The 25,876-nt window shown below is 69.1% G+C and carries 25 protein-coding genes; 8 read left to right on the top strand and 17 right to left on the bottom strand.

Annotated elements, in window-relative coordinates; genetic code table 11:
- Positions 1-38: 38 nt before the first annotated feature.
- Entirely contained in the window at positions 39-968 is a 930-nt protein-coding gene (locus tag ESP70_RS13430) for an asparaginase (RefSeq protein ID WP_246162033.1), read from the bottom strand.
- A gap of 128 nt (positions 969-1,096) precedes the next feature.
- Here ESP70_RS13430 and ESP70_RS13435 point away from each other — a divergent pair, with 128 nt between their 5' ends.
- The 4 genes from ESP70_RS13435 to ESP70_RS13450 all read left to right on the top strand — a co-directional run bounded on the left by ESP70_RS13435 (position 1,097) and on the right by ESP70_RS13450 (position 6,523).
- Entirely contained in the window at positions 1,097-2,542 is a 1,446-nt protein-coding gene (locus ESP70_RS13435; protein WP_149689840.1) for an endonuclease/exonuclease/phosphatase family protein, read from the top strand.
- A 39-nt stretch (positions 2,543-2,581) separates the two neighbouring features.
- On the top strand, positions 2,582-3,796 hold the full coding sequence (locus ESP70_RS13440) for an endonuclease/exonuclease/phosphatase family protein (RefSeq protein ID WP_149689841.1): 1,215 nt from the start codon (positions 2,582-2,584) through the stop codon (positions 3,794-3,796).
- Between the two features lie 192 nt (positions 3,797-3,988).
- The gene (locus ESP70_RS13445; protein WP_149689842.1) at positions 3,989-5,443 is read left to right on the top strand and encodes an endonuclease/exonuclease/phosphatase family protein; all 1,455 of its coding nucleotides are present in this window, start codon (positions 3,989-3,991) and stop codon (positions 5,441-5,443) included.
- 9 nt (positions 5,444-5,452) lie between these two features.
- On the top strand, positions 5,453-6,523 hold the full coding sequence (locus ESP70_RS13450; RefSeq protein WP_223148735.1) for a mannose-1-phosphate guanylyltransferase: 1,071 nt from the start codon (positions 5,453-5,455) through the stop codon (positions 6,521-6,523).
- Here ESP70_RS13450 and manA read toward each other — a convergent pair.
- The 4 genes from manA to ESP70_RS13470 all read right to left on the bottom strand — a co-directional run bounded on the left by manA (position 6,483) and on the right by ESP70_RS13470 (position 11,458).
- A complete protein-coding gene (gene manA / locus ESP70_RS13455; protein WP_149689843.1) occupies positions 6,483-7,727 on the bottom strand; it encodes a mannose-6-phosphate isomerase, class I in 1,245 nt (414 codons plus the stop codon). The genes ESP70_RS13450 and manA overlap by 41 nt on opposite strands.
- A complete protein-coding gene (locus tag ESP70_RS13460; RefSeq protein ID WP_149689844.1) occupies positions 7,727-9,550 on the bottom strand; it encodes a DEAD/DEAH box helicase in 1,824 nt (607 codons plus the stop codon). The genes manA and ESP70_RS13460 overlap by 1 nt, the downstream gene beginning before the upstream one ends.
- A gap of 160 nt (positions 9,551-9,710) precedes the next feature.
- Positions 9,711-11,144: a sugar transferase gene (locus ESP70_RS13465; RefSeq protein WP_188110626.1), complete on the bottom strand. Its 1,434-nt coding sequence runs from the start codon at positions 11,142-11,144 to the stop codon at positions 9,711-9,713.
- Between the two features lie 53 nt (positions 11,145-11,197).
- Positions 11,198-11,458, bottom strand: a complete 261-nt coding sequence (locus ESP70_RS13470; RefSeq protein ID WP_149689846.1) for a hypothetical protein — start codon at positions 11,456-11,458, stop codon at positions 11,198-11,200.
- 257 nt (positions 11,459-11,715) lie between these two features.
- Here ESP70_RS13470 and ESP70_RS13475 point away from each other — a divergent pair, with 257 nt between their 5' ends.
- Together ESP70_RS13475 and ESP70_RS13480 are read left to right on the top strand one after the other, a co-directional pair.
- On the top strand, positions 11,716-13,026 hold the full coding sequence (locus ESP70_RS13475; RefSeq protein ID WP_149689847.1) for a tyrosine-protein kinase domain-containing protein: 1,311 nt from the start codon (positions 11,716-11,718) through the stop codon (positions 13,024-13,026).
- Between the two features lie 44 nt (positions 13,027-13,070).
- Positions 13,071-13,970, top strand: coding sequence for an SGNH/GDSL hydrolase family protein (locus ESP70_RS13480; RefSeq protein WP_149689848.1), 900 nt, complete (start codon positions 13,071-13,073; stop codon positions 13,968-13,970).
- A gap of 8 nt (positions 13,971-13,978) precedes the next feature.
- On the opposite strand, the gene ESP70_RS13485 is transcribed toward ESP70_RS13480, so the two are convergent.
- The 3 genes from ESP70_RS13485 to ESP70_RS20435 are packed head-to-tail and all read right to left on the bottom strand — an operon-like array spanning position 13,979 to position 15,940.
- Positions 13,979-14,521: an arsenate reductase/protein-tyrosine-phosphatase family protein gene (locus tag ESP70_RS13485; RefSeq protein WP_149689849.1), complete on the bottom strand. Its 543-nt coding sequence runs from the start codon at positions 14,519-14,521 to the stop codon at positions 13,979-13,981.
- A complete protein-coding gene (ygfZ, locus tag ESP70_RS13490) occupies positions 14,521-15,453 on the bottom strand; it encodes a CAF17-like 4Fe-4S cluster assembly/insertion protein YgfZ (protein WP_246162034.1) in 933 nt (310 codons plus the stop codon). Before ygfZ ends, ESP70_RS13485 begins: the two co-directional genes overlap by 1 nt.
- On the bottom strand, positions 15,446-15,940 hold the full coding sequence (locus tag ESP70_RS20435) for a heme-binding beta-barrel domain-containing protein (RefSeq protein WP_246162035.1): 495 nt from the start codon (positions 15,938-15,940) through the stop codon (positions 15,446-15,448). The genes ygfZ and ESP70_RS20435 overlap by 8 nt, the downstream gene beginning before the upstream one ends.
- A gap of 36 nt (positions 15,941-15,976) precedes the next feature.
- Between ESP70_RS20435 and dtd the strand changes: the two genes are divergently transcribed.
- Together dtd and ESP70_RS13500 are read left to right on the top strand one after the other, a co-directional pair.
- A complete protein-coding gene (gene dtd / locus ESP70_RS13495) occupies positions 15,977-16,399 on the top strand; it encodes a D-aminoacyl-tRNA deacylase (RefSeq protein WP_149689851.1) in 423 nt (140 codons plus the stop codon).
- A 70-nt stretch (positions 16,400-16,469) separates the two neighbouring features.
- Positions 16,470-17,591 (top strand): LCP family protein, encoded by a 1,122-nt coding sequence (locus ESP70_RS13500; protein ID WP_149689852.1) that lies wholly within the window; start codon positions 16,470-16,472, stop codon positions 17,589-17,591.
- Between the two features lie 9 nt (positions 17,592-17,600).
- Here the strand turns inward: ESP70_RS13500 and ESP70_RS13505 are convergent, their stop codons facing one another.
- From ESP70_RS13505 to ESP70_RS13545, 9 genes are all read right to left on the bottom strand, one after another.
- The gene (locus tag ESP70_RS13505) at positions 17,601-19,325 is read right to left on the bottom strand and encodes a DUF4012 domain-containing protein (RefSeq protein WP_188110627.1); all 1,725 of its coding nucleotides are present in this window, start codon (positions 19,323-19,325) and stop codon (positions 17,601-17,603) included.
- A 135-nt stretch (positions 19,326-19,460) separates the two neighbouring features.
- The gene (locus ESP70_RS13510; protein WP_149689854.1) at positions 19,461-20,060 is read right to left on the bottom strand and encodes an LPXTG cell wall anchor domain-containing protein; all 600 of its coding nucleotides are present in this window, start codon (positions 20,058-20,060) and stop codon (positions 19,461-19,463) included.
- A 253-nt stretch (positions 20,061-20,313) separates the two neighbouring features.
- Entirely contained in the window at positions 20,314-20,610 is a 297-nt protein-coding gene (locus tag ESP70_RS13515) for a DUF1416 domain-containing protein (protein WP_149689855.1), read from the bottom strand.
- On the bottom strand, positions 20,610-21,458 hold the full coding sequence (locus ESP70_RS13520; protein WP_149689856.1) for a sulfurtransferase: 849 nt from the start codon (positions 21,456-21,458) through the stop codon (positions 20,610-20,612). Before ESP70_RS13520 ends, ESP70_RS13515 begins: the two co-directional genes overlap by 1 nt.
- A gap of 76 nt (positions 21,459-21,534) precedes the next feature.
- On the bottom strand, positions 21,535-21,972 hold the full coding sequence (locus tag ESP70_RS13525) for a DUF4395 domain-containing protein (protein WP_149689857.1): 438 nt from the start codon (positions 21,970-21,972) through the stop codon (positions 21,535-21,537).
- A gap of 247 nt (positions 21,973-22,219) precedes the next feature.
- Complete coding sequence (locus ESP70_RS13530) at positions 22,220-22,648, bottom strand: TlpA family protein disulfide reductase (RefSeq protein ID WP_149689858.1); 429 nt, start codon at positions 22,646-22,648, stop codon at positions 22,220-22,222.
- Positions 22,649-22,671: 23 nt separating this feature from the next.
- The gene (locus tag ESP70_RS13535) at positions 22,672-23,121 is read right to left on the bottom strand and encodes a lasso peptide biosynthesis B2 protein (protein WP_188110628.1); all 450 of its coding nucleotides are present in this window, start codon (positions 23,119-23,121) and stop codon (positions 22,672-22,674) included.
- Positions 23,122-23,134: 13 nt separating this feature from the next.
- Complete coding sequence (locus ESP70_RS13540) at positions 23,135-24,949, bottom strand: ABC transporter ATP-binding protein (RefSeq protein WP_149689860.1); 1,815 nt, start codon at positions 24,947-24,949, stop codon at positions 23,135-23,137.
- The gene (locus ESP70_RS13545) at positions 24,946-25,836 is read right to left on the bottom strand and encodes a phosphoenolpyruvate carboxykinase (ATP) (protein ID WP_149689861.1); all 891 of its coding nucleotides are present in this window, start codon (positions 25,834-25,836) and stop codon (positions 24,946-24,948) included. The genes ESP70_RS13540 and ESP70_RS13545 overlap by 4 nt, the downstream gene beginning before the upstream one ends.
- Positions 25,837-25,876 lie beyond the last annotated feature (40 nt).

The raw sequence follows: 25,876 nt of genomic DNA on the forward strand, positions 1-25,876 counted from the left end.
AGAGCTGCTTGCGACCTCGATCACAGCATCGCCGCAGGTCAGAACGTGGTTCGGACCTCGCCGACGGGCTTGCCGCCACCCAGGATCGTCGGCCGCTCGTGCAGCACCGCCGCGTCGAGACCCGCGAGCTCGAGCGCCCGGCCCATCACGGCGTAGAGGGGCCGCTCGCCCCCGTCCTCGATCTTGATCGCGTACGCCGAGCCGTCCGGCAGCCCCACGACGTAGACGCTCTCCGCGCCGGACTTGGCGACCAGCCCGGGGAACGCCAGCATCAGGTCGCGCTCGTCACGCGTCGTGCCGCTGACGTACTCCGGGTGCGCGGTCATGGCCTCGACGAGTCGTGCCCCGAGGCTGCCCGTCGGGCTCTGCACGATGCGGCCGACGGCGCGAGCCAGCTGCTGGAGCGGCGTCGCGAGCAAAGGGGCGCCGCAGCCGTCGACGCCGACCACGGCCGGTGGCCCGTCCGTGAGCTCGGTGAACGTCTGGGTGATCTGCACCTGCAACGGGTGCTCGGGATCGAGGTAGTCGTCGATCGTCCACTCGTTCGTCACGCACGTCAGCAGCATCGCGGCGTGCTTGCCCGAGCAGTCCATGCAGATGGGGTCCCGCGCGCCGCCGTTGCGCAGGTAGTCGGCGTGCACGTGCGGGTCCAAGGGGTACGACGGAGGCGTCTGCAGCGCCGACTCGCCGAGCCCGGCCAACGCCAGGATCTCGCGCACGCCGTCGAGGTGGAACGGCTCGCCGGAGTGGCTCGCCGACGCCAGCGCCAGCAGCCGGCCGTCGAGCGGCAGCCCGGCGCGCAGCATGCCGAGCGCCTGGATCGGCTTGTTGGACGACCGGGGGAAGACGACCGTGCCCGGGTCGCCGATCGACCAGATCACCTCGCCGGCCGGATCGACTCCGACTGCGATTCCCCGGTGCCGGCTCTCCACGAGCCCTGAACGTACGACCTCCGCAAGGACTTCCACGTCGGCCACTCTAGGAGACCACGCGGAGCGCCGAGCGGCCGTGGTCCCGAATTCCGGCGCGTTTTCACCTATTCTCGTAGGACTGGTCGGCTCAGCCGGGCCCCTTCCCCACCAGCGAGGTTGTCTTCATGCTCGTCCTGCTCCGCCGTACGCTGATGCTGCCCGTCGTGGCCGCGCTCCTGTCGACGGCTCTCCTGTCACCCAGCTCCGCGGCCACCGCTCCGGGCCTGCCCACCGGCGCCAAGGTCACCGCCACGTGGTCGACCGCGACGATCAGCTGGGGCGCGGCGTCCGGCGCGACCGAGTACGCCGTGTGCCTCAAGCGGGTGGCGGCCGACCCGTGTGTCCGGACGAGCCAGCGCACGACCGCGAGGACGCTGACGTTCCGCAACCTCACCCCCGTGACCGACACCGACTACTACTACGTGATCTACAGCTACAACGGGACGGCGAGGTCGGCGACGACCCCGCAGGGCTTCGACCTCCCGCCGCTCGTCGTCGGCCCGATCGGGTCGATCTCGGCCGTACGCAACGGGGACACGTCGATCAAGGTGCGATGGAGCGCGGCGACCGACGCCAAGGCGTACGAGCTGCAGCTCGCGACCGACTCCGCGATGCAGCACCAGCTCCGGCCGCGCATCGTCGAGCGTACGAACGCCGCACCGGGCGGGCTCACGCTCGGCACCCGCTACTACTACCGCGTGCGGGGCACCAACAACGGCGTCAACGGCCGGTTCACCTCGGTCAAGAGCATCCGGGTGCCGTCACTGCCCGCCCAGATCTCCGTCCTGACCTACAACCTGTGCGGCCAGGACAAGTGCGTGACGAGGGCCAACGGCATGAAGCGCTGGACGACGCGCAAGGCGTACGCGGGGCGCATCGCGCGTGGCACCGGAGCCGACATCATCGCGACGCAGGAGTCGCACGACGAGGACACCCGGTTCGGCACCGAGCTGCCGGGATTCGCCCTGGCGGCCTACAAGAGCGCCAAGTCGCTGTTCTACAACACCTCGAAGTACAACAAGCTGCGCTCGGGCACGATCACCCTCAGCAGCACCTACAAGAAGTACGCCGTCTGGGCCGAGCTGCGTGACGAGGCGACCCGCAACGACTTCATCGTGGTCGACGCGCACCTCCAGCCCTACAAGGGCAAGGCCAACGACGACCTCCGCTCCGCGCAGACCAAGGTGCTGCTGAGCAAGGTCGCGGCGATCAACCCCGACAAGCTGCTCGTCGTCTACGCCGGCGACTTCAACTCCAACAAGAGCAACGCCGACCAGGACCGTTACCCCGGCGGCTACGACGCACCGCTCAAGGTGTTCACCGCGGCCGGCGTCCCCGACACGTTCGTCGAGGCCACCGCACCGGTCGGCGCGACGTGGAACAGTGCCAACCAGGCGATCAACCCGCCGCTGCGGCACAGCGACCATGTCGACCACATCTTCGCCGACGCGCCGATCATCGTGAACGACTGGCGGGTCATCGTGTCACTCGACGACAGGCGTTGGTACGCGACGCCGTTCGCCTCGGACCACAATCCCGTCCGCGCGAAGCTGACGATCCCCGGACGCTGATCGCGGGACGGATGGCCCCGCGGCGATCTACGATGCGACATGCGTTCTGCTCTCGGGGGCCTCGCGGCCGTTCTCCTGCTCACCATCCTCGCCGCTCCACCGGCGACGGCATCGACGACGCCGGCCCAGGTGGGCCTGGTGTCGTTCACCGCAGCGAGCTACTCCCGCAGCAGCGGCACAGCTGGCCTCCGGGTCGACTGGCCGGCCGCGCGCTACGCGAGGTCGTACCAGGTCTATCTGTCGCGCAGCTACTCGATGTCCAACGCCCGGCGCTACTCGGTCACCGGCCGGAGCAAGACGTTCACCGGCCTGGTGCGCGGGGTGCCCTACTTCGTGCAGGTCCGGGCGGTCAACGGCAACGCGGTCGGCGCGAGGTCCAAACGGGTTGGCCACGCCACGATCCTGCGCATGGAGCCCGGCAACGGACCGACCTACCGCGTCATGACCTACAACGTGTGCTCGCAGAAGTGCGCCGGCTGGGACACCCGCCAGCCCGCTGCCCTGGCCCGGATCACGGCGTACTCGCCTGACGTGATCGCGGCACAGGAGGCGATCTTCCTCAACGTGCCGGCCGAGATGGGCTACACCGAGGCGATCGAGAAGAGCTCGAAGCGACTGCTCTACAAGACCTCGAGGTTCGACCTTGCGGCGCCGACCACGCCGATCCCCCCGAAACCGGCCACGAGCCCCGCAGGCTGCGACCGCACCTGGCCCCAGAGCACCAAGGGATACGTCTACCTCGGCTATCACGGCCAGGGCTGCCGCTATGCCGTGTGGGCCGTCCTGGTCGACAAGCAGACCGGCGACCCCACCGTGTTCGTCGACGTGCACACCGTCTCGGGCGACAGCGAGGCACGGGCGGTCCTGCGCACCGCCGAGATCACGACCCTCACGCAGCACATGAAGGAGATCAACCCCGGCAACCTGCCGGTCGTCTACGCCGGTGACTTCAACTCGCACAAGAACCGGACCAACGACGACCTGCGGATCGTGTTCCACCACCAGGGCTACTACGACGCGTACGACCTGGCGATGCGGCTGCGGCGCCAGCACCACAACAGCTACAACGACTTCCAGGTCGTGCCACGGATCAGCTACAAGTGGGGCGACCACGTCGACCACGTCTGGATCAGGCCCGACGAAGGACGGGTGCTGTCGTGGGACAACGGCGCGCTGATCAGCGGCAACCGGATGGTCCGGCCGATTCCCTCGGACCACAGTCCGATCATCACGGACGTGCGGCTCAACCGCTGATCCCTGGAGTCCGAGCGACGGTCGCCGCCCACCCCGTAGAATTCAGCCACCTGCACACCCTCGTACGTCCTGGAGCCTCCCGTCGTCACCCGAAGAAAGATCGCCCCGCGTCGGCGTGCCGACCCGCCCGGGCGATCCTCCCGCACCGCGCGCGTCGCCGGCCGACGCAGGAGACGTGATCCTCGCCGCCTCGTGATCGGCCTGGTCGCGCTGCTCGTGGCGGGCGGCCTCGCGACCGGGCTCGTGCTCACCGTCGCGAAACCCGACTCGCTCGACGCTCCGAGCAAGCTGTCGGCGACCCCGTTGTCACCCACGAGCGTCAAGCTCGCATGGCACGGCTCGACCGACGTCGACTCGTACGTCGTCAAGGTCGGCGCCGACCGGGCGCTGACCAAGGCCAGGACGACCAAGGTCCCGGCCCAGGGCACGAGCGTGACGCTGGCCGACCTCGGCTCCGCGACGCCCGGCGTCGACCAGTTCTACCGCATCGACGCGATCCGCGACGGCAAGGTCAGGTCGTCCCGCACCGCGCGGTTCACCCTCAAGCCGGGGGCGCTCACGGGCGTCCGGATCAGGCAGACCACCGCCGACGGCGTACGCGCGAGCTGGAAGAAGGTCGCCAACGCCAGGCAGTTCGACGTCACGATCGCCCGCGACAAGGCGTTCACCAAGAAGGTCATCACGGTCCGGACGCTGCGCGGCGCCAACACGTTCGTGAGCCGGGGACTCGCCGCCGGCACGACCTACTGGTTCCGCGTGCGCCCGGTCAACGGCGACCAGGTCGGTGTGCTCGCCAAGCCCGTCGCGTTCCGCACGATGCCGCGGAAGACCTCGTTCAAGATCGGCACGTGGAACGTGTGCTCCGAGAAGTGCTCCGGCTATGCCGGGCGAGCCCGCATCGGCGCGGCGTTCTTCAACGCCAACAAGGTCGACATCTTCGGCCTGCAGGAGTCCGGCGGGCAGCGGGTCGGCGCGACGACGAAAGCGATCTGGAGCGGTGGCTCGCAGAAGTTCGTCCGCGCGAGCGGTGGCGCCGAGGCGCGCTACATCTTCTACCGGCCGAAGCTGTTCACCCAGCTCAGCGGCAGCTACTTCGCGATCGGCGACGGCCGCCACACGACGTGGGCGAAGTTCCGGGTCAAGGCGACCGGCCGCATCTTCTACTACGTCGACATCCACCTCGACAACGGCAAGGGCAACGACTCGCACCGGTCCCGCGAGATGAACGTCGTGCTGGCGCGCATGGCGAGCATCAACGACAAGGGCCTGCCGGTGATCTACGCCGGCGACTTCAACTCCGGCAAGCACCGCCGCGCCGACTCCCCCGGGGTCAAGATGCGCGCCGCCGGCATGACGGACAGCGTCGACCTCGTGAAGAACCCGATCAACGCCGAGTTCAACACCAGCTATCCCGACGGCGGGACACCGCGATCGGGCGCCCACGTCGACCACATCTTCGTCTCCAAGCAGTTCACGGTGCTGGGTTGGAAGCAGCTCGTACGCCTGTCCGGCAGCAGCTACGCCCGGCCCGCCGTCTCCGACCACAACGCGCTCACGGCGGTCGTCGCGCTCGACGCCGAGACCCAGCCACTCGGCGAGCCCACGGCGATCACGACCGTCGGCGGCCTCAACACCCCCGGCCCATAGGATGAGCCGGTGAGCCTCGCCCATTTCCATGCCGTGATCCCCGCGGGCGGCGCAGGCACCCGCCTCTGGCCCCTGTCGCGCGCGTCCCGGCCCAAGTTCCTCCTCGATCTCGACGGCTCAGGCCGATCGCTGATCCAGCAGACCTGGGACCGTCTGGTCGACCTGATCCCGCCCGAGCGCATCCATGTCGTCACCGGCGCCGCGCACGCCGACGCGATCCGGGCGCAGCTGCCCGACCTGACGAACCTCCTGGTCGAACCGTCACCCCGCGACTCGATGCCGGCCATCGGCCTCGCGGCGGCGATCATCGGCGCCACCGATCCCGACGCGATCATCGGCTCGTTCGCCGCCGACCATGTGATCGACGACCAGGTGTCGTTCGCCGAGGCGATCGGCCAGGCCGTCGCGGTCGCGGCGACCGGCCTCATCACGACGATCGGCATCACGCCAGTGGGCCCGTCCACGGCGTTCGGCTACATCGAGTCCGGCGAGCACCTCACGATCGACGACGCCGGATCAGCGCGTGCCGTGTCCCGCTTCGTCGAGAAGCCCGACGCCGCGACCGCGGCCACATACGTCGCCAGTGGCGTGCACAGCTGGAACGGCGGCATGTTCGTGACCCGCACGGACGTCCTGCTGGGGCACCTCGCTCGCCTGCAGCCCCGTCTCCACGACGGCCTCGCGGCGATCGCGACCGCCTGGGCCACCGACGATCGGCAGCAGGTGCTCGACGAGGTGTGGCCGACGCTGACCAAGATCGCGATCGACCACGCAATCGCCGAGCCGGTATCGCTCGAGGGCGGCATGGCGGTCGTGCCAGGCGCGTTCGACTGGAACGACGTGGGTGACTACGCAGCACTCCAGGACGTGGGCGGCGTCTCGTCGTCCGACACCGTGTGGGTCGACGCCGACGGCCTGGCGATCGCCGATGACGGCACCACGATCGCCGTGGTCGGGCTGCGCGACGTCGTCGTCGTGCGTACGTCCGACGCGCTTCTCGTCACGACCCGCGCGCACGCGCAGCAGGTCAAGGACGTCGTCAGCCAGCTGAAGGACCGCGGCCGCGCTGACGTCGTCTGAGCTCGCGCTCGGTGAACGGCGGAACCAGGTCGATCAGCTCGCCGGCGACCGTCTCGGGCGTCGGCATGTAGGCCTGGGCAACCTCGCCGGTGCCGACGACATGGATGTCACCGTCGTCCGGTCCGGCATAGACCGAGTCGCCGCGGCTGAGCTTGAGCCGCTCGCCTGCGGCGTTGACCAGCTCGACCTCGCCGCCCGTGCACACCACGATGCGCTGGCCGGCCGAAGGCAGCAGCGTGCCACCGGGCTCGGCGCGTGAGCACTGGCTCACCGCCAGGGCGAACTCACGGACGTCGGGGCTGAACACGTCGGTGGAGAAGCCGAACGGCTCCGGCGTCACGCGGGCCAGCCGGGACATGCCCCGGTCGAGGCACTTGACGAGGCCCTCGGGGTCGAGCGCCTTGCTGGTCAGTCCGGCACGCAGCACGTTGTCGGACGCCGCCATGATCTCGAGGCACATGCCCCGCAGGTGCGCATGGATGATGCCGGTGCCGAGGAACGCCGCCTCGCCGGGCTGCAGGGTCAGCCGGTTGAGCGTCAGGGAGATCACGACGCCGACGTCGTCCGGGTAGTGGTCGGCGATCTCGGCGGCCGTGATGTAGGCCCGCTTGACGTCGATGCCCTGGTCGACGAGCTCGCGGCAGCACACCACGATCTGCTCGATCTCGGCCGCCGAGATCTCCTCGGTCAGCAGGCGCTCGATGAGGCGGACGATGCCCCGGAAGCCCGGAGCGGCATGCAGGTCCTCCGCGAGGCTCTGCGCCAGCGGGGTGTCGATGCCGTTGAGCACCCGCAGGATCTCCGCCGTCGGCCGGAATCCGACGAGCGTGTCGAACGTCGTCAGGGCGTACGCCATCTCCGGCTTGTGGTGCGGATCCTTGTAGGTGCGGTGCGGTGCGTCGAGCGGCACCCCGGCCGCCTCCTCGGCGGCGAACCCCGCCTGGGCCATCGCCTCGTTGGGGTGCACCTGGAGCGACAGCGGACGGTCGGCGGCAAGGATCTTGAACATGAACGGCAGCTCGCCGGCGACCTCGGCCAGCGGCATCGTGCGGTCGGGACCCTCGACCGTCGACGATCCGAGCGGGTGCGTGCCCATCCAGATCTCGGCGAGCGGCAGCTCACCCGGCTCGCCGCCGATGAACTGCGGGATGTCGGTGCGAGAGCCCCAGTCGTACGCCCTCGAGGCGTTGTCGAGCCTGTGCATCACTTGTGCCGCGGCTTCCGCCCGCCGGGAGCGCTCGCCGACGTGTCGGTGGCGGATGCCTTCTTCTTGTAGGGCTTCTTGGTGTCCGGAGCCTTCGACGGGTAGGCCCGGTTCTCGTGACTCTTCTTGTACGGTTTGCGGTCCTCGCGGGTGCGCCGGATCGGCGGGCCGGAGTCGGGCTGCAGGTCGATGAGCTTGCCGGAGATGCGGGTGTTGGCGAGTGCCTCGAACACCGCGGGCGGCAGGTCGGCCGGGAGCTCGACGAGCGAGTGGTCCTGGCCGATCGTGATCTTGCCGAAGTCGGAGCGCTTGAGGCTGCCCTCGTTGGCCAGGGCGCCGACGATCGCCGACGGCCCGATCTTGTGCCGCTTGCCGACCGAGACGCGGTAGACCGCAGCGCCCTCGGCGGGCAGCCGGTCGGACCGGCCGAAGCCCGCAGGCTTGGCGCGGGGCTCGAAGTCACGGGCCCGCGGCGGCGCCTTGGGCGGGTCGGGACGCAGGAAGAACTCCTTGTCCGACTGGCTCATGACCGCCAGCGCCGCGGCGACGTCCGTCATCGAGACGTCGTTCTCGCTGGCGTACTCCTCGACGAGCGAGCGGAACGCATGGAACGACGGCGAGCCCATGCTCGACGTGATGGCCTGGGCGAACCGGCCGGCCCGTCGCTCGTTGACCTCTTCGGCCGTGGGAACCGACATCTCCTCGACCGGGCGGCCGGAGACCTTCTCGATCGCCGACAGCATCCGGCGCTCGCGCGGCGTGACGAACAGGATCGCCTCGCCGGTGCGGCCGGCGCGACCCGTGCGACCGATGCGGTGGACGTACGCCTCGGTGTCGTGCGGGATGTCGTAGTTGACGACGTGCGTGATGCGGTCGACGTCGAGGCCGCGGGCGGCGACGTCGGTCGCGACGATCAGGTCGATCGCACCGGACTTGAGCTGGGCGACGGTGCGCTCACGCTGGGCCTGGACGAGGTCACCGTTGAGCGCGGCGGCGGCGTAGCCCCGACCGCGCAGCTTGTCGGCGAGCTCCTCGGTCGCGGACTTGGTGCGGACGAACACCAGCATGCCGTCGCCGGTCTCGACCTCGAGCAGGCGCGTGAGGGCGTCGAGCTTGTGGTGGTGCGAGACCTGGATCCAGCGCTGGCGGACCGTCGCGGTCGACGTGGTGGCCTTGGGCGTCGCGATGTCGACCGGATCGTGGAGGTACTTCTTGGCGAGCGAGCGGATCTGCTTGGGCATCGTGGCCGAGAACAGTGCGACCTGCTTGTACTCGGGCGTGTCCGCGAGGATGCGCTCGACGTCCTCGGCGAAGCCCATGTTGAGCATCTCGTCGGCCTCGTCGAGCACGAGGTACTCCAGCGACGTCAGGTCGAGGCTGCCGCGCTCGAGGTGGTCGATGACGCGGCCGGGCGTGCCGACGACGATGTGCGCACCCTTCTGAAGGCCCGACAGCTGGAAGCCGTAGCCCTGGCCGCCGTAGACCGGCAGCACACGGATGCCGGGGATGTTGGTCGCGTACGCCGTGATGGCCTCGCAGACCTGGAGTGCCAGCTCACGGGTCGGCGCCAGGACGATCGCCTGGGTCTTGGTGTTGGCCGGGTCGATCTTCTGCAGGATCGGCAGCGCGAAGGCGGCGGTCTTGCCGGTGCCGGTCTGCGCCAGCCCGACGACGTCCTTGCCCTCGAGCAGCGTCGGGATCGCGCGGGCCTGGATCGGGGTCGGCGTCTCGTAGCCGAGCGTGGCAAGCCGGTCGACGAGGGTGTCGACGAGGCCGAGGTCGGCGAACGTCGGCGACTCGGGCGGGGTTTCGGTGGTGGTCATGGGTGCTCCTGGATAGGTGGCGCGGGACCGGATGGTCAAGTCCCGTGCAACCCGCCGGCAGCCACATGCATGCCGGGGTCGTGTGAGAACGTACGCGCCCGGGCTCCACGGTATCGGTCGGCGACGCGTTCGGTGAAACTCACGAGGCGTGTGATGCGACTCAGTAGGCGCCGGCCGACGACACGACAGCCCGGAACGTCTTCCAGAGGATCAGCATGTCGCCGACCAGGGACCAGTTCTCGACGTAGTAGAGGTCGAGCCGCATGGTCTCCTCCCAGTCGAGGTCCGACCGGCCGGAGATCTGCCACGGACCCGTCATCCCCGGGCGTACGAGCAGCCGCCGGCGGGCCTCGGCGGCGTAGCCGGAGACCTCCGAGACGAGCGGGGGCCGCGGGCCGACGAGGCTCATGTCGCCCTTGAGGACGTTGAACAGCTGGGGCAGCTCGTCGAGCGAGTAGCGACGGATGAAGCGGCCCACCCGGGTGACTCGCGGATCGTCGCGCATCTTGAACATCACGACGTTGCTGGTGTCGGGCTGCAGGTCGCCCAGCATCTCGTCAGCGCCCTCGACCATGCTGCGGAACTTGATCATGCCGAACGTCTTGCCGTCTCGGCCGACGCGTTCCTGGACGAAGAAGACCCCGCCGGAGCTCGACACCTTGATCGCGATCGCGAGCGCCAGCATCACGGGTGAGAACAGCAGCAACAGGAGCAGGCCGCCCACCCGATCGACCAGGTCCTTGGCCCAGCGCTGGGCACCGCGGTAGGACGGCTGCTCCACGTGCAGGAGCGGCAACCCGGCGACCGGCCGGATGTGGACGCGAGGGCCCGCGATGTTGGCCAGCGACGGCGCGACGATGATCTCGATGTCGTAGCCCTCGAGGTCCCAGCCGAGGCGTCGCACCATCTCCGGGTGCGTGGCGTCCGACGACGTGATGATGACGGCATCCACGTTGGCGCCCATGACCTTGGCCGCCAGGCTGTCCACCCCGCCCAGCACCGGGATGCCCGCGATGTGGTCGGGCGGGTCGGCGCTGGTGACGCAGGCGGCGGTGAGGCGATAGCCGAAGACCGCGTTGCGCAGGATGACGGCCGCCAGGTGATCGACCGCCTCGCTGCTGCCCACGACGACCGCGTCGTGGATCATCTGTCCGTGCTGGCGCCGCACCAGGAGCCACTGGCGCCAGGACCAACGACTCAGCGACAACAGCAGCAAGCCGAACGGCAGCAGCACCGCGACGTACGTCCGCGGGACCTGCGCGCCGATCATGTAGCCGACGAAGGCGATGACGGCGAAGACCACGAGGGTCGAGTTGAGGACGCGCTTGTACTCCTCAGGACCGCCGCCGAAGACGCGAAGGTCGCGCGTGCCGGCCAGGGTCAGCACCGCGTGCCACATCAGCAGGATGACGAACGACGCCGCCACGGGGCCGAAGCTGAAGGGGCGCAGCCCTTGGTCATCGGGCAGGTTGGCCGCCCAGACGGTGTGCGCGGTGGCAAACACCCACGCGAGGACGACGAGGTCGGACACGACGAGGATGCGTCCGTAACGACGCTCCCAGTCGGTGCCCCGGTGGTCGACCGAAGCCTCCACATCCACTCCCGTTCCGCCTGGTCCTCGTAGGGCCGGCGGATCGACGCGCAGGCTCACGCGCGCGACGGCCGCCGCAACACGCGCCGGCCAATGGCAGCCAGCAACATGAGTGCTCCGACCAGCGAGGCCGTGACGACGACGCTCCCTGCACCGAGCACTAGCCCACGGTAGCCGCCATCGTCGTCAGCGAACAGCGACAGGGGTCCGGGGTGTCGCGACTGGAGCACGAGGAAGAGCGCCGGGGCCAGGGCGACGAACCCGGTCACAGCAAACGCGAGGATCACGCGTCTGGTGCTGATGGGGGTGTAGTCCATGGATTCTCGGCCTCGGGGATGCTCGGCGACAGAATGTGCGGCTGGTTGTCTCTACTGAGAACGATTCTGCATGCAACGAGTTACGTTCGCAGCCAAATCGCAAGACATGTGGGTGAACTCATAGCGGCCGATGAGCCACGAGATCGCGACCGGGTGTCGTAATCTTCCCCTGAACCCCCAGACTGAACGAGGAGTGACCGGTGAGTCAACGCCCTGTCGTCAGGCCAGTCCTCCGGCGATGGCCGACCCTCATCCTGATGGCACTCGTGGGTGTCGGCCTGGCCGTGCTCTACCTCAATCTGGCGACGCCACGCTACTCCGCGCACGCCGACGTGCTCATTGCGCCGCCGGCCAGTCAGAGCACCGGCGCGGTGGCCGAGCGGACGGTCGAGTCCTACGCGCACGTTCTCGGCGGCCGGAGCACCGCCGCACGTGTGGTCGAGGACCTCGGGCTCTCGGGCAGCACCGGTTCCGTCGACCGGCACCTTCGCGCCACGGTCCTGCACGGCACATCCGTGCTCCGGGTGACAGCAGATGACGAGAGCCGGCAACGGGCCGTCGACCTGAGCCAGTCCGCCGCCGAGGCGTTCGTCGCCTGGCTCGGCGGCCAGGACACCGAGCTCAAGGCGTCCGTCGTCGAGGACGCCACACCACCCTCCGACCCGTCGAGCCCGGCGCGCGTGCCGTGGCTGGTGCTCGGTGGTCTGCTCGGTCTGCTGGCCGGCCTCGCGATCGCCGCCGCGCGCAACGCCGCCGACCGCAGCATCCACAGCCCTGCGGAGCTCGAGGAGGCCTCGGGGGCGCCCGTGCTCGGCGCCATCGCGTACGACCGGGCAGCCGTCCAGACGCCCCTCATCACGTCGCTCGGCACCCACCATCCCCGGTTCGAGGCCGTACGCATCCTGCGCACCAACCTGCAGTTCCTCGACATCGACCGCGACAACAAGGTCATCACGATCACGAGCTCGCTGGCCGGGGAGGGCAAGTCCACCACGGCGTGCAACCTCGCGATCGCACTGGCGCAGGCCGGTTCCCAGGTCGCGTTGGTCGAGGGTGACCTGCGTCGTCCGCGAGTCAGCGAGTATCTCGGCATCGAGAAGTCCGTCGGTCTCACGACTGTCCTGGTCGGTCGCGTCGCGCTCGATGCGGCGCTCCAGCAGGCGGCGACGCCGGGACTCGACGTGCTGGCGAGCGGCGCGCTCCCGCCCAACCCGTCGGAGATCCTGCAGACCAACGCGATGCGGTCGCTGGTCTCCGAGCTGCGTCACCGCTACGACGTCGTGCTGATCGACGCCCCGCCCCTGCTCCCGGTCACCGACGCGTCGCTCCTCGCGTCGATCTCCGACGGCGCGATCCTCGTCGTCAAGCACGGCGAGACCGGTCTCGACGAGGTGCGCACCGCGACCGAGCGCCTGCACTCCGTCGGCGCCCGCCTGCTCGGCACGGTGCTCAGCATGTCGCCGGTCAAGGAGCTGTCCCGCTATGGATACGGCTACGGCTATGGCTACGGGCCCGAGTACTTCGCCGGCGCGACGGACAGCAAGCCCAGCCGGCGGTCGCGTAGGTAGCGGGCCCGGTCACCCGGTTGGAACGCGCCCTTTAGGGTGACGGCATGAGGCACTCAACTCGCCGGCTGGTCGTCCTCGCTGCCGTGGCGATGCTGATGGCATCGTGCACGACGAAGTCGGGATCCGACGACGATGGAGCCGCACTCCCGAGCCCCTCGCCTCGGGCGCTGACGTCGGTGAGCTCGTACGTGGCGCTCGGTGACTCGTTCGCGGCCGGTCCGGACATCGACCCCGTCTCGACGTCCTCGGGCGCCTGCCGGCGGTCGAACGACAACTGGCCGCACCTGGTCGCCGACGAGCTCAAGGCCAAGACCTTCGCGGACGTCACCTGCACCGGCGCGCCGACGAGCCACCTGACCGAGCCGTTCACACCGCGGGGGGGCACCTCGACCCGCGCGCAGCTCGACGCGATCGACGAGCACACCCAGCTCATCACGGTCACGATGGGCGGCAACGACGCCGGCACGTTCCCGGGGATCCTCACGGTGTGCACCGACTTCTACAACGCGTCGGACGACGTGTGCTCGGGGTTCGTCAAGAGTCGCCTCCCGGGCATGCTCGACGAGGTGAAGGACAGCGTCGAGCGTGGCCTGACCGACATCCGGCGCAAGGCGCCCCGGGCCACGATCCTCATGGTGGGCTACCTGCGCGTCTCCCCAGACAAGGACGGGTGCGCCGAGCTCGGCACCACCGGCTCGCGGACCACGCTCGAGGCCCGCGCGGAGCAACGCCTCGACCAGACCCTCGCCTCAGCCGCCAAGGTCTCCGGCGTGGGCTACCTGTCCCTGCGCAAGGTCTCCAAGGGGCATGACGTCTGCGCCGGCGACGAGGCCTGGATCAACGGGCTCAAGCCGGCCAAGGGCACCGGAGCGCCTCTGCACCCCAACGCCGACGGAATGCGGGGGGCGGCCGGCGCGATCGCCGAGCGCCTGAAGAACGGGTGACCTGAGGGTCAGCGCGCGCCGACGAGGGCGTTGAGCCGGTTGCTGATCGTGCGGACCGCGGTGTCGATCTGGTCGGCGGTGTGCCGGTGCACCTCAGGACTGCGGCGATAGGGATCGCCGATGTCGATCGTCGACGGTGCCTTGCTGCGCTGTCGTGACGCATCGGCCACCAGGGCGCGCGGATCGTCGCCCTCGACGACCTCGCACAGCGCCGCGAACTCCAACAGCGTGAACGTACGCCGCAGGGCCGAAGGCGTGATCTCGAGCACCGCGGACCGGTGCGAGCGGGTCGCCGTGAGGATCAGGTCGGCGGAGTCGACGAGGTAGGTGTCGATCGCGTGTGACCGGAACCCGGTGTTGGAGAAGCCCAGCCGCATGAGCTCCATCGCCGCCATGCCGTCCATCGGCTGGCGTTCCCAGCCCTGGGTGCCGGCGCTCGCCACCTCGAACCGCTGGTCGTCCAGCTGCACGCGCAGCAGGGCCTCCATGATGGGCGAGCGGCAGATGTTGGCGGTGCAGACCGCGAGGATCGCGAAGCGCTGTGAGGACATCAGCCGAGGACCGGACGTACGTGGAGCCCGGCCTCCGGGTCCACGAGCACCTCTTGGTTGGCCGCGACTCCGTCCGCCAGCAGCGTCGCCGCAGGATCGACGTTGCGCTTGACGACCGCGAGAGCGATCGGGCCCAGCTCGTGATGGCGAGCAGACGAACCGACGAATCCCACGCGCACGCCGTCCAGGGTGACGTCGGTCCCGTGTGCCGGCAGATGGTCGACCGAGCCGTCGAGCAGGAGGCGTACGAGTCGGCGCGGGGGGCGGCCGAGGGTGTGCACCCGCGCCACGGTCTCCTGGCCCCGGTAGCAACCCTTGTCGAGGTGAACCGCGATGCCGAGCAGCCCGACCTCGTTGGGGATCGTCCGGTCGTCGGTATCCAGCCCGACGCGCACGAGGCCCGCCTCGATGCGCTCGGCCTCCCACGCCCACATCCCGACGGGGTCGCCGAGCTCGGCCGGCAGGGCCATGAGGGATGCCCGAGGGCGGATCTCCCAGCGCAGGCCGGGCCGGCCGATGACCGCCCACTCGTCGGTCGCGAGCGCGACCTCGACGCGAAGCATGAAGCGCATGCGGTCGAGGAACTCGACGAGCGCCGCACCTGCACCGGGCTCGGTGTGCGCCCAGAACGTCTCGCCGTCGTCGATGCCTGCGAACCCGTGCTCGATGCGGCCCTGCGGCGACAGCAGCAGGACCTCGGTCGGCACGCCGGGCGCCAGGTTCTCGAGGAACTGCGTCGTGAGCGAGTGCAACCAGGTCAGGCGGTCGGGTCCCGTGATCGTGACGACGTCCCGATGGGACAGGTCGACGAACGTGCCACCCTCGGCGAGCCGGCGCTGCTCGGCCGAGATGGCGCCGTAGTGGGCTGCGACGGCGTGGTCCGGCGCGTCGCCGCCCACGGCCCCCGGCAGGTCCAGCAGCGGGCTAGACACGGGCCAGCCTCCCCCACAGGTGCGACTGCATCTCCTGGCCCTCTGCGGCCATGTCGTAGGCGTACATGAGGTCGCCCTCGACGAGGCCGTACATGCGCTGGCCGGCGGTGTACTCCTTGGCCGACGACGTACGCGCGACGATGTCGGTCGCGAGGGTGACACGAGGCCCGTCGACCTTGCCGTACCAGACCTCGGCATAGCCGGTGGGGTGCGCGAGGACGAGCTCCAGGTCGCCGTCGCCCACAGGCCGGAGGAATCCGGTCTCGAGGGCGCCCGGGCGTACGCGCTCGCCCTTGTCGTCGGTGATCCAGGTGCGGCTGAAGTAGTGCAGGAACGGCCGGGTGTCGTGGGCGAAGACGACATCCTGCTCGAACGTGAACGGATCGATCGTCGGATAGTCGCCGTGCCCGTCACCGTGCCAATTGCCCAGCAGCCACACGACCGGCATCAGGTCGGGGTGCAGGTCAGACGGGATCTCGAACGGCATGATTCCAGTCTACGGGGGGCAGTTAGGGTGACCCGCATGAGAGCGGTCGTGCAGAGGGTCACCGAGGCCAAGGTCGACGTGGCCGGCGAGACGGTCGGCGAGATCGGGACGGGCCTGGTCGTCCTGCTGGGCGTGACGCACGACGACACCACCGAGGCCGCCGATCGGCTCGCCGCCAAGATCTGGACCTTGCGCATCCTGCGCGACGAGAAGTCCGCCGCGGACCTCGGCGCCGGCATCCTCGTCGTCAGCCAGTTCACGCTCTACGGCGATGCCCGCAAAGGTCGCCGGCCGACCTGGACCGCCGCGGCACCGGGTCCCGTTGCCGAGCCGTTGTACGACCACTTCTGCGCCTCGCTGCGCGCGCTCGGAGCCACGGTCGCCGAAGGGGTGTTCGGCGCCGACATGGCGATCTCCCTCACGAACGACGGACCGACGACGCTGCTGCTCGAGGTCTGAGCCCCGGCACGAGTTGGCCGCCTTGGCGCAACCCGGCAGAATGGACGGGATTCCCTGAGGACGGAGCACGATGGCAGGCAGGTTCAGCAGCTACCGCGACGCCGGCAAGCGGCGTGCGGACGCTGACAAGTTCCGCCGGCGCCACCGCAAGACCTTTCTCGCCCTCGTGACCCTCGGTGTCGTCGTCAGCCTCGGTGTCGGCATCACCGGCGCGTACGCCTACATGCTCAACAAGCAGCTCGGCAACGTCGACAAGGTCAAGGTCGACGACAAGCTCAAGGACGAGGAGCGCCCGGATCCCGACAAGGGCAATGCGCTCAACATCTTGTTGCTGGGCTCCGACAAGGGCAAGAAGATCCCCGGCGAGTCCGAGAACACGTCACTGTCCGAGGACGCCAAGGCCGAGAAGTGGCCCGTCGGCAAGTACCGCAGCGACACGTTGATGATCGTCCACATCACGGCCAACCGGAAGTACGCGTTCCTCGCCTCGATCCCCCGCGACACGTTCACGACGATCTACGACGCCGAGGGCAATGCGCACGGGCAGCAGAAGATCAACGCCGCGTTCTCCGAGTACGGCCCCGTCGGCGCGGTGTCGACCGTCGAGCACCTGACCAACCTGCGCATGAAGCACGTCGCGATCATCGACTGGGAGGGCTTCAAGGACCTCTCGACGGCTGTCGGCGGAGTCCCGGTCCACATCCCCGACGACACCTACGACGAGATGCAGCACGTGCAGTGGAAGGCCGGCGACTACAACCTCAAGGGCAAGAAGGCCCTCCAGTACGTTCGCCAGCGCCACGGTCTGCTGCGGGGCGACTTCGACCGCATCGCCCGTCAGCAGAACTTCCTGCGCGCCCTCATGGGCAAGATCCTCAGCAAGGGCGTCACCCGCAACCCGGTCAAGCTCATCAACACCGTCAAGGCCCTGACCAAGAACCTCACGGTCGATGCCGAGTGGTCGGGCAGCGACATGCGCGGCCTCGCCCTCTCGTTGCGCGGCATGCACACCAAGGACGTCTACTTCCTGTCCGCCCCTGTCGCCGGCACCGAGACGATCCCGGTCTACGGCAGCATCGTGCGGCTCAACGAGGCCAAGTCCGACGAGCTGTTCACCGCATTCCGCAAGGACAACCTGCGGGCCTACCTCAAGAAGTACCCCGACGACGTGCTCAAGAAGGACGTCGACTGACCTGACGGGTCAGGAACAGGCGGACTTGACGACGACGTCGTTGGGAGTCCGCTGCACGCCGGGCGTGGTCGAGAACACCGGGTCGTTCGGCTCGTTGCGACCCGAGATCATCGACGTCGTGATCGTGTAGGTGCGGCCCGGCTTGAGGGTCAGCAGCACCTTCGTGACATTGCGGCCGCGATGCGAGTCCGCGTAGACGGTCTGTGGCTTGCCGTCCAGCCGTACGTCGGTGAAGCCACCGGCGTACGGGGAGTAGAAGCGGATGATGAGGCGCATCGTGCCGCGCGGCGTGTAGGCCCCGTCGCCAGTCACGGCGACCGGCAGCGACGCCGCCTTCAGCGGTGCGGTCGAGGTCAGCTCGGTCGACGTGCTGAGCTGCTGGACACCGCCCTGGAGGCAGCGGTCGGACCGCAAGGTCGTCGAGTACTCGAGGTAGTACTCCATCTTGGTCGACGCCGCGTCACCGATGTACATCCCGACGTGCGGCGTCTTGCCGCCGTTGCCGCTGAGCTCCCCCGACAGCGGGGAGTCGAGCAGCCGGCGCTGCTCGTCCTTGTGCGACGACCACACCATGAGCCGGTTCTCCGACGCCGCCTGGACCAGGCCGTCGATGACCAGTCGTGGCTCACCGCGGCCGGACTTCATGACGTCGAAGATCGCCCTCGCGGAGACCTTGAAGATGTCGTCCTGCTTGTCGCGGTCCGGCTGCAGCGCGTACGTCTGGTTGAGCAGCAGCGGCACCGCGTTGTACTGGTTGAGCGTGCCGTTGGCGACCGGCACGGGACCCGTCCCGGCCAGCACATAGCTCAAGGCCACGGGATCGACCGAGATCACACCGTCGACATTGAGGTCGAGCCCCTTCTCGACCATGGCCCGCACGATCTCGCCGGTGCGGGGGAAGTCGGGGGTCACGGTGGTGTCCAGCAGGTTGGTGACCAGCGTCGGCGTGAAGACCGTGGACTCGTTCTTGGTCATCTTCAGGACCGGCTCGTCGAACGGCGGGAGGTCCTTGAGCGCGCCCTGCTCGCCCATCGAGAGCTTGCCGTTCTTGGCCTTCAGGATCGCGAACGACCCGGGGATGCCGCCCGTCGAGCGGATCTCGGCGTTGTTCTGGATCAGCAGCATGTAGCGCCGGGTGCCCTTGCCGCCGAGCATCGTCGGGAGCAGCTCCGCAGCCAGGTTGCTCGACTTGGCGGCGGACTGCGCGTTGTCGACCTTGTCCTGGATCGTCTCGACGGGGCCCCGCAACGGTGCCAGCAGAGAGGTGGCGTCGATGCCGGACAGATCCTTCTGCGCCGCGGTGAGCGCGGCCGTGGCGGTCTTGACCGACGGTGCGATCTTGCGGATCTCCGCGATGTTGATCTTGCCGTTCTTGGGACTGAACGTGTTGAGGTTGATCTGGTTGGACAACGCGACGACGGGCGGCAGGGCGTCGGTGGCGATGTCGTGGGTCACCTGCGACACGGTCTGCACAGCATCGATGTTCTTGCCGATGAAGGGGAGCTTGGAGCCGACCTTCCACATCGGCCCGTCGGTCGTGTCAGCCGCTCGGGCCGTCGACTGCTGGAGCTGTCGCAGCGTGATCCTGGCGGAGGCGTCGTCGCCGGCCACGATCTGGCTCTGAAGCACCTCGGCCTGGTTGGCCGCCAGTCGCAGCGAGGAGTTGGCCCGAGAGGCCTGGATCACGAAGAACAGGAGCAGGAACAGCAGGACGACGACTGCTGCAAGGCCCACATGGCCGCGAGTGATCCTGCGGTACCACGGGACGTGCCGACGACCCCAGGTGCGCCCGGAGCTCATGACGCGGCCACAGACGGCACTATGCACGTCCCTTCAGAGGAACGTGCACAGTGCTGATCGCCGAGGACTTCAGTGCGTGTGGCGGCGACGTGCGGCATACGTGACGCCACCACCAGCCACGACCAGCGCGCCACCGAGGACGAGGATCCAGAGGTTGGAGCCGCCGGTGTCGGGCAGGTCCGAACCGCTGTTGTTGTCATCGACGCCCTTCTTGGGCAGCAGCGTGATGGTGGCGGAGGCGTCGGCGGTCTGGATCGCGGCGGGCAGCACCTTGGCTGCGTCGCTCGTGGAGAAGAACGCCGGGCTGACCTCGTTGGAGGTCTGGATCTTGGCGCTGACGGCCGGCACGTTGTCGTCGTACTTGCAGGTCGCCTTGATGGGCGACTTGAACGTGCTCTCGACGACCTTGGTGTCGTAGGAGCCGGAGAGCGACTTGCCGTTGCCGGTCTGCGTGGCGCTGCCGTTGACGGCTTCGGAGTAGGTGACGGTCCACTCGCACTCGACGTCGGCGCTGGCCTTGTAGTTGAAGGTGTTGCCGCCGACGATCGTCGCATCAGAGATGGTCAGCGTCACGTTGGGGATGTCAGGGTATGCCTGAGCAGCTCCCGAGGACAGCAGGGTCGCTGCCGCCGCTATGGCTGCCGCGGCTACAAGCCGAAGTTTGATCATGACGCACTCCCAGTGGGCTCCGAGTCTCAATGGTGCAGTACTGCTGTGTTGCTGATGGTACGGGGTTTTTCGACGACGTGTCACGTAACGAGTGTCGATGACAGACCGTTACGGTCCCAGCGTAGCGTAGCCACTGGTCATTTGTGACCACTTCTCCACCACGTGATACGCGCAACACGTCACGTGCGCCCGCCGCCTGACGACGGGGTGCACCCGGCGAGCCGGATGCACCCCGTCAGGAGGCAGGTTGCGGTCAGACCGCGACGGCGACCTCGGCCACGACGCCCTTGGCGGCGGTCACGGCGTTGTCGACCGAGATCGACTTCGGTGCGAGGGTGCGCAGCGTCCACTCGCCGGGACCGGCGAAGAACCGGAACTGCCCGGTCGCCGAGGTGGGCACCTCAGCGGTGAACTCGCCCGTGCGGTCGAGCAGGCGGACGTACGCGTTGCCGACCGGCTGGCCGTCTCGCGTGACGATGCCCTGGATCACGGCTTCATTGGCGACGTCGACGCCGTCGAGGCTCGGGCCGCCCTTGATCGCGCCGCACATCAGGCGACACCCGGCTCGTCGCCGAGGGCGACCGGCACGGCGCGCAGAGCGCCGTACTCGGTCCACGAACCGTCATAGTTCTTGACGTTCTCGTGGCCCAGGATCTCCTTGAGCACGAACCACGTGTGCGAGCTGCGCTCACCGATGCGGCAGTACGCAATCGTGTCCTTGGCGTCGTCGAGACCGGCTTCGGCGTAGAGGGCCTTCAGCTCCTCGTCGCTGCGGAACGTGCCGTCGTCGTTGGCGGCCTTGCTCCACGGCACGTTGCCGGCGGTCGGGATGTGACCGCCGATCTGGGCCTGCTCCTGCGGCAGGTGCGCCGGAGCGAGGAGGCGCCCGGCGTACTCGTCGGGGCTGCGCACGTCGATGAAGTTCTTCGTGCCGATGGCACCGATGACCTCGTCGCGGAACGCGCGGATCGACTCGTCAGCGTCCTTGGCGACGTAGGTTGTCGCGGGACGCTCGACGACCTCGGTCGTCAGCTCGCGCGAGTCGAGCTCCCACTTCTTGCGGCCACCGTCGAGGAGGCGCAGGTTGTCGTGGCCGTAGTACTTGAGGTACCAGTAGGCGTACGCGGCGAACCAGTTGTTGTTGCCGCCGTAGAACACGACGGTGTCGTCGTTGCCGATGCCCTTGGCCGAAAGCAGCGCCTCGAGCTTCTCCTTGGTGACGAAGTCGTGGCGGACGCCGTCCTGGAGATCCTTCTTCCAGTCGAGCTTGACGGCGCCGGGGATGTGCCCCTTGTCGTAGGCCTCGGCGTCCTCGTCGACCTCGACGAGAACGATCGACGAGTCGTTGAGGTGTTCCTCGACCCAGTCTGCGGTGACGAGCGCGGATTCGCGGCTCATGCTGTACCTCCGTTGTGTGCCCGGGATGGGCGTTGGTTGATGAGACAGTGCGTGTTCGGTGCGGCGGATGAAGTTGTCAGGCGCGAGCCGGCGTGAACCGGCGCAGCACCAGGTAGAGCTCGCATCCGAGGCACAGGCCGACGGAAGCGTTGAGCAGGGCGGCCACGAGTGCGAACACCGTGGCGACGTAGCCGACCGTCGTCGCTCCCGCGAGGAAGGCGATCAGGGCGGCAGCGGTGAAGCCAAGTCCGACGAGCTGTGCGAACCGTGGCGGGCGGGCGTCCTCCAGCTCGGCCGGACGTCCGATGCGCGGACGTACGACCTTGGCGAAGAAGACGGCATAGGGAGAGGCCTGCAGGTTGACCAGGGCCGAGACCGCGAAGACCGCGACCTGAACCGCCAGCAGGACGACGTTGAGGGGCTCCGGCGTGATCAGCACGAGGGCCAGCACGACGGCGGTGATGCCGGCGTTGACTCGCAGACCTCGCGGGTCGACCTGTGCGGGTTGGGACATGGTGCTCCTGCGCTGGGGCACGACCCGGCGTGGCCTGGGCGTGCGGGAACTGACGGACGAAAGGTGTCAGCGCATGCGACACAGCGAGGAGCGGGTGCGGCAGTTGTCGACTGCGCGCCGCCTCGTCAGGTGTGTCGTCTCAAGCATGTGTTCAAGAGTAGGGACACTTCCCGGGTTGTTCACTCCCGAGTCTCACCATGTGGACGGTTGTCCCACATCGTGGCGCGACGGCTGGCATTGCAGTCCGTTATCGTCGCTCTCCGACGGCCTGTCCGAGGGCGGCGAGCACCTGTTCGCGTCTCGGCAGGCCTGAGGCGCGGGTCGACACGGTGCCTGCGCCGTCGAGCACCAGCACCGTGGGCGTCCGCAGGATCCCGAGCCTGCGGACCATGTCGAGATGCTCCTCGGCGTCGATGTCGACCGTCGTCACGCCGTCGACCTTGGCCGCGATGTCGGTGAGCAGGACGCGGGTCGCGCGGCACGGGCTGCAGAACGCGCTGGAGAACTGGACCAGCGTCGCCCGCTCGCCGAGCTCGGCCCCGATGTCGGTGGCGGTCAGGATCTCCGCGTCGGAGTGGGGCGGCCGATCCTTGAACCGGCCGTTCTTCGCCTTGACCGCCCACGCCGCGAACCCCGTGAGAACGAGGGCGGCGAGGAGCGCCACGATGCCAGCCATGCTTCCAGCGTACGTGGCGGATTTCAGCGGGCGCTGAGGTTCCGCTCCGTGGGCACCGGGACGGGGATGACGTGGTAGCGATCGCGTACGTCTGCCGTGTCGTTCAGTGGCCGGCCGCCGTACTCGACCCATGCGTGGGCCGGCAGGACACCTGCGGCCGGCGACGCCACGCCGAGACACAGCTCGACCTCGTGGCCTCGACGACGCGCCAGCCGGACGATCGTGACGGCTCGGGGCAGGCAGGTCCAGCCCGTGCGTCGGCGGCCGGCGACCGCCGTGACGGCCGCCGTCACGACCAGGACCGGCACCGGCACCGGCGCGCCGAGCCGCGGCGCGGCCTGCGCGCCGGTCGAGCTGCCGGCCGCCGACCGCATCGTGCCGGCGAACCCGCGGGTCCGCAGCGACAGCACGACCCATGGCATGACGGCGATCGACTCCGCGAGCGCGAACCAGAACGCCGGGCGGGAGCGCATCCGGCGAGCCCGGTCAGGCATGGCGCTCGGCCCCGAACGCCGCCGCCTGGGTCGTGTACATCTCGGCGTACGTGCCCCCGCGCGCCATGAGCGTCTCGTGGGTGCCGCGCTCGACGATCTCGCCCTCGGACAGCACCACGATGTCGTCGGCGTTCACGACGTTGGCGAACCGGTGCGAGATGACCAGGACGGCGCGGTCGCCGAACAGGGCGGTTGTCCCGTCGATCATCTCGCGCTCGGCGAGCGGGTCGAGCGCCGCCGTGGGTTCGTCGAGGACGACGACGGGGGCGTCGCGGAACACGGCACGAGCCATCGCGACGCGTTGCCACTGGCCGACCGACAAGTCGGTCCCGCCCTCGAAGGCAGGACTGAGCCAGGTGTCCAACCCGCGGGCGAGCCGGGTCAGGAACGTGTCGGCCCCCGACGCACGCGCGCTGGCCTCGACGCCCGCGCGGTCCACATGGCGTCGACTGTCGCCCAGGGCGATGTTGTCGTGCGCCGACAGCTGGTAACGCAGGAAGTCCTGGAAGATGACGCCGACCCGCGGCAGCCCGCCGGATCCGGTCAGGGCTGCGTCCCAGGTGATGGCTCCGCCATCCGGATCGTAGAGACGGCAGATGAGCTTGGCGATCGTCGTCTTGCCGGACCCGTTGGCACCGACCAGGGCCGTGACCCGGCCGGGACGGAGCGCCAGGCTGACCCCGCGGAGTGCTGGCACGGTGGCGCCCGGATACGTGAACGACACGTCGTCGAGAGCGACCGCAGCGCCGTCCGGGGCGGCCGTCCGGGCGGGAGCTGGCGACGTGCTGCCAGCCCGGGCCCGGTGAGCCCGGTCCACGAACGCGGCATGGTCGTCGAGGAACAACGACGACTCCTGGATCGAGCTGATCGAGCCACCGATGCCGCGTACGCGCGTCGTCAGCTGCTGGACGGCCACCGCGCCGATCGCCGCGTCGGCCAGCGGCACGCGACCATCGATGCTGAGTCCGACGAGCACCGCGAGGGTCGCAACGGTGATGACCGTCGCTCCGACCCCGGCCAGGAGCAGGCGACGCGATCGCAGGCGGGAGACGGCCCGGAACCCCTCGATCTCGTCGTCGTAGCGCTGCTCGTAGCGCTGCCGCAGGTGCTCCACGGACTCGAACGCCCGGATCTCCTTGGCCTCGTCGCGACCCGTGAGCAGCTCCTGCAGGTATTCGCGCTCCCGATTGATGGGCGTGATCGCCGAGACCGCCACGAACATCGCCCGGCTGTTGCGCCCCGCCACCAGCAACACCGGCAGCCCGACGAGCAGGGCGGCCGGGACGAGCCATGGTTCGACCGTCGCCAGGACGACTGCGCCCACCAGGCCACCGACCGCGGCGCCGGCCAGCTGCGAGACGGCCTGCACGAGGTCCCACGGCCGCTGCGCGGCTTGACGCAGGGTCCGCTGGAGGTGGTCCTGGAAGTCCGGCGACTCGAGCTCGGCCAACGAGACGGCCGACGCGACGTCCACGACAGTCGTGACGGACTGGCGCTCCACGAGATGGGCCATGAGCCACCTGACCTCCGCCTGCACCGCGGACGCCAGCGTCGTGAGACCAGTGCCCACGGCGACGCCGACCAGGCTCGGCACGAGCGGACCGATGTCGTCGGGTCGGTCAGCCACAGTCAGGTCGCGGATGAGCTCGCGTCCGGCCACGAGCAGCAGCACCAGTCCGATGCCGGACACGATCGTGCAGACGAGCAGGAGAACGTACTCGCGCGGCGCGGTGCGGCGGATGAGACGGATCGCCTCGACGGTGTTGCTCACCAGGGACGCGCCCGGAGCCCGGCCGGAGCCGCTCACGCCATCGTCGTCTCGATGAGCGCCGCCAACTCGGGGAACACGTCCCAGCGGCGCGGGAAGTCGACGCGCACGCACGGGACATCCATGGCCAACGCACTGGCGAGCAGGAAGGTCTGCGAGGCGACGGCGTCCTGCGACGCAGCCAGGTAGAACGAGTGGCGAGCGAGGCACGCCGTCGACTCCGACAACGACATGCGGTGGACGGCGAGTTCCGCGTCATGCCCGAGCTCGACGACGAGCGACACCGGCACCGGACCGGTGACCGGGCGGATGTCGGGGGTGACGCGATGCTTGGGGGCACCGTCGGCCATCGGACGGGACGGGAGCTCGGGCACGAGGGCCGTACGACTCGGCGCCAGGAGTCGTACGCCCGGATAGCTCGGCACGATCTCGTGCATGGACCCGGACTGCACCACGCGGCACGCATCGTCTGCGACGAATCGCCAACCGAGCTGGCCGAGTCCGGTCGTGGTCGTCGACTTGCCGCGCCCGCTCTCCCCGACGAACGCCACGGCACCGCCACCGGGTGCCTGGACGGCGCTGGCGTGCAGCACGAGATCGCCCCGCATCGCCAGCCATTGCGGGACGACGTGGTCGATCACGAGATGCGCGACGTGGTCGGCGTCGTCGGTGCCGGTGACGTCCACGGTGATGAGGGGCCGACGTGTCGACAGCTCGACCGTCATCTCCGCGAACCTCAGGACGACGCGCGATGCGGCCCAGCCCTTCTCGAGCCAGGCGTCGTCACCGGCGTCGAGATCGGCGAAACGTACGTCCGAGCAGCCCACCGTCCCGCAGCGGATCTCGAGGTCTGCGGTCAGGCCGACAGACGGCTGAAGCGGAAGCGGGATCGCGGAATCGACGCACAGGCCGTAGGCCTCGTACATGACAAGATCGCCCGCGCGTGGGCGTTCCAGACGTTTTCGA

This window comes from Aeromicrobium ginsengisoli, from assembly GCF_004134905.2.
In the GTDB taxonomy this organism is placed as follows: Bacteria; Actinomycetota; Actinomycetes; order Propionibacteriales; family Nocardioidaceae; genus Aeromicrobium; species Aeromicrobium ginsengisoli.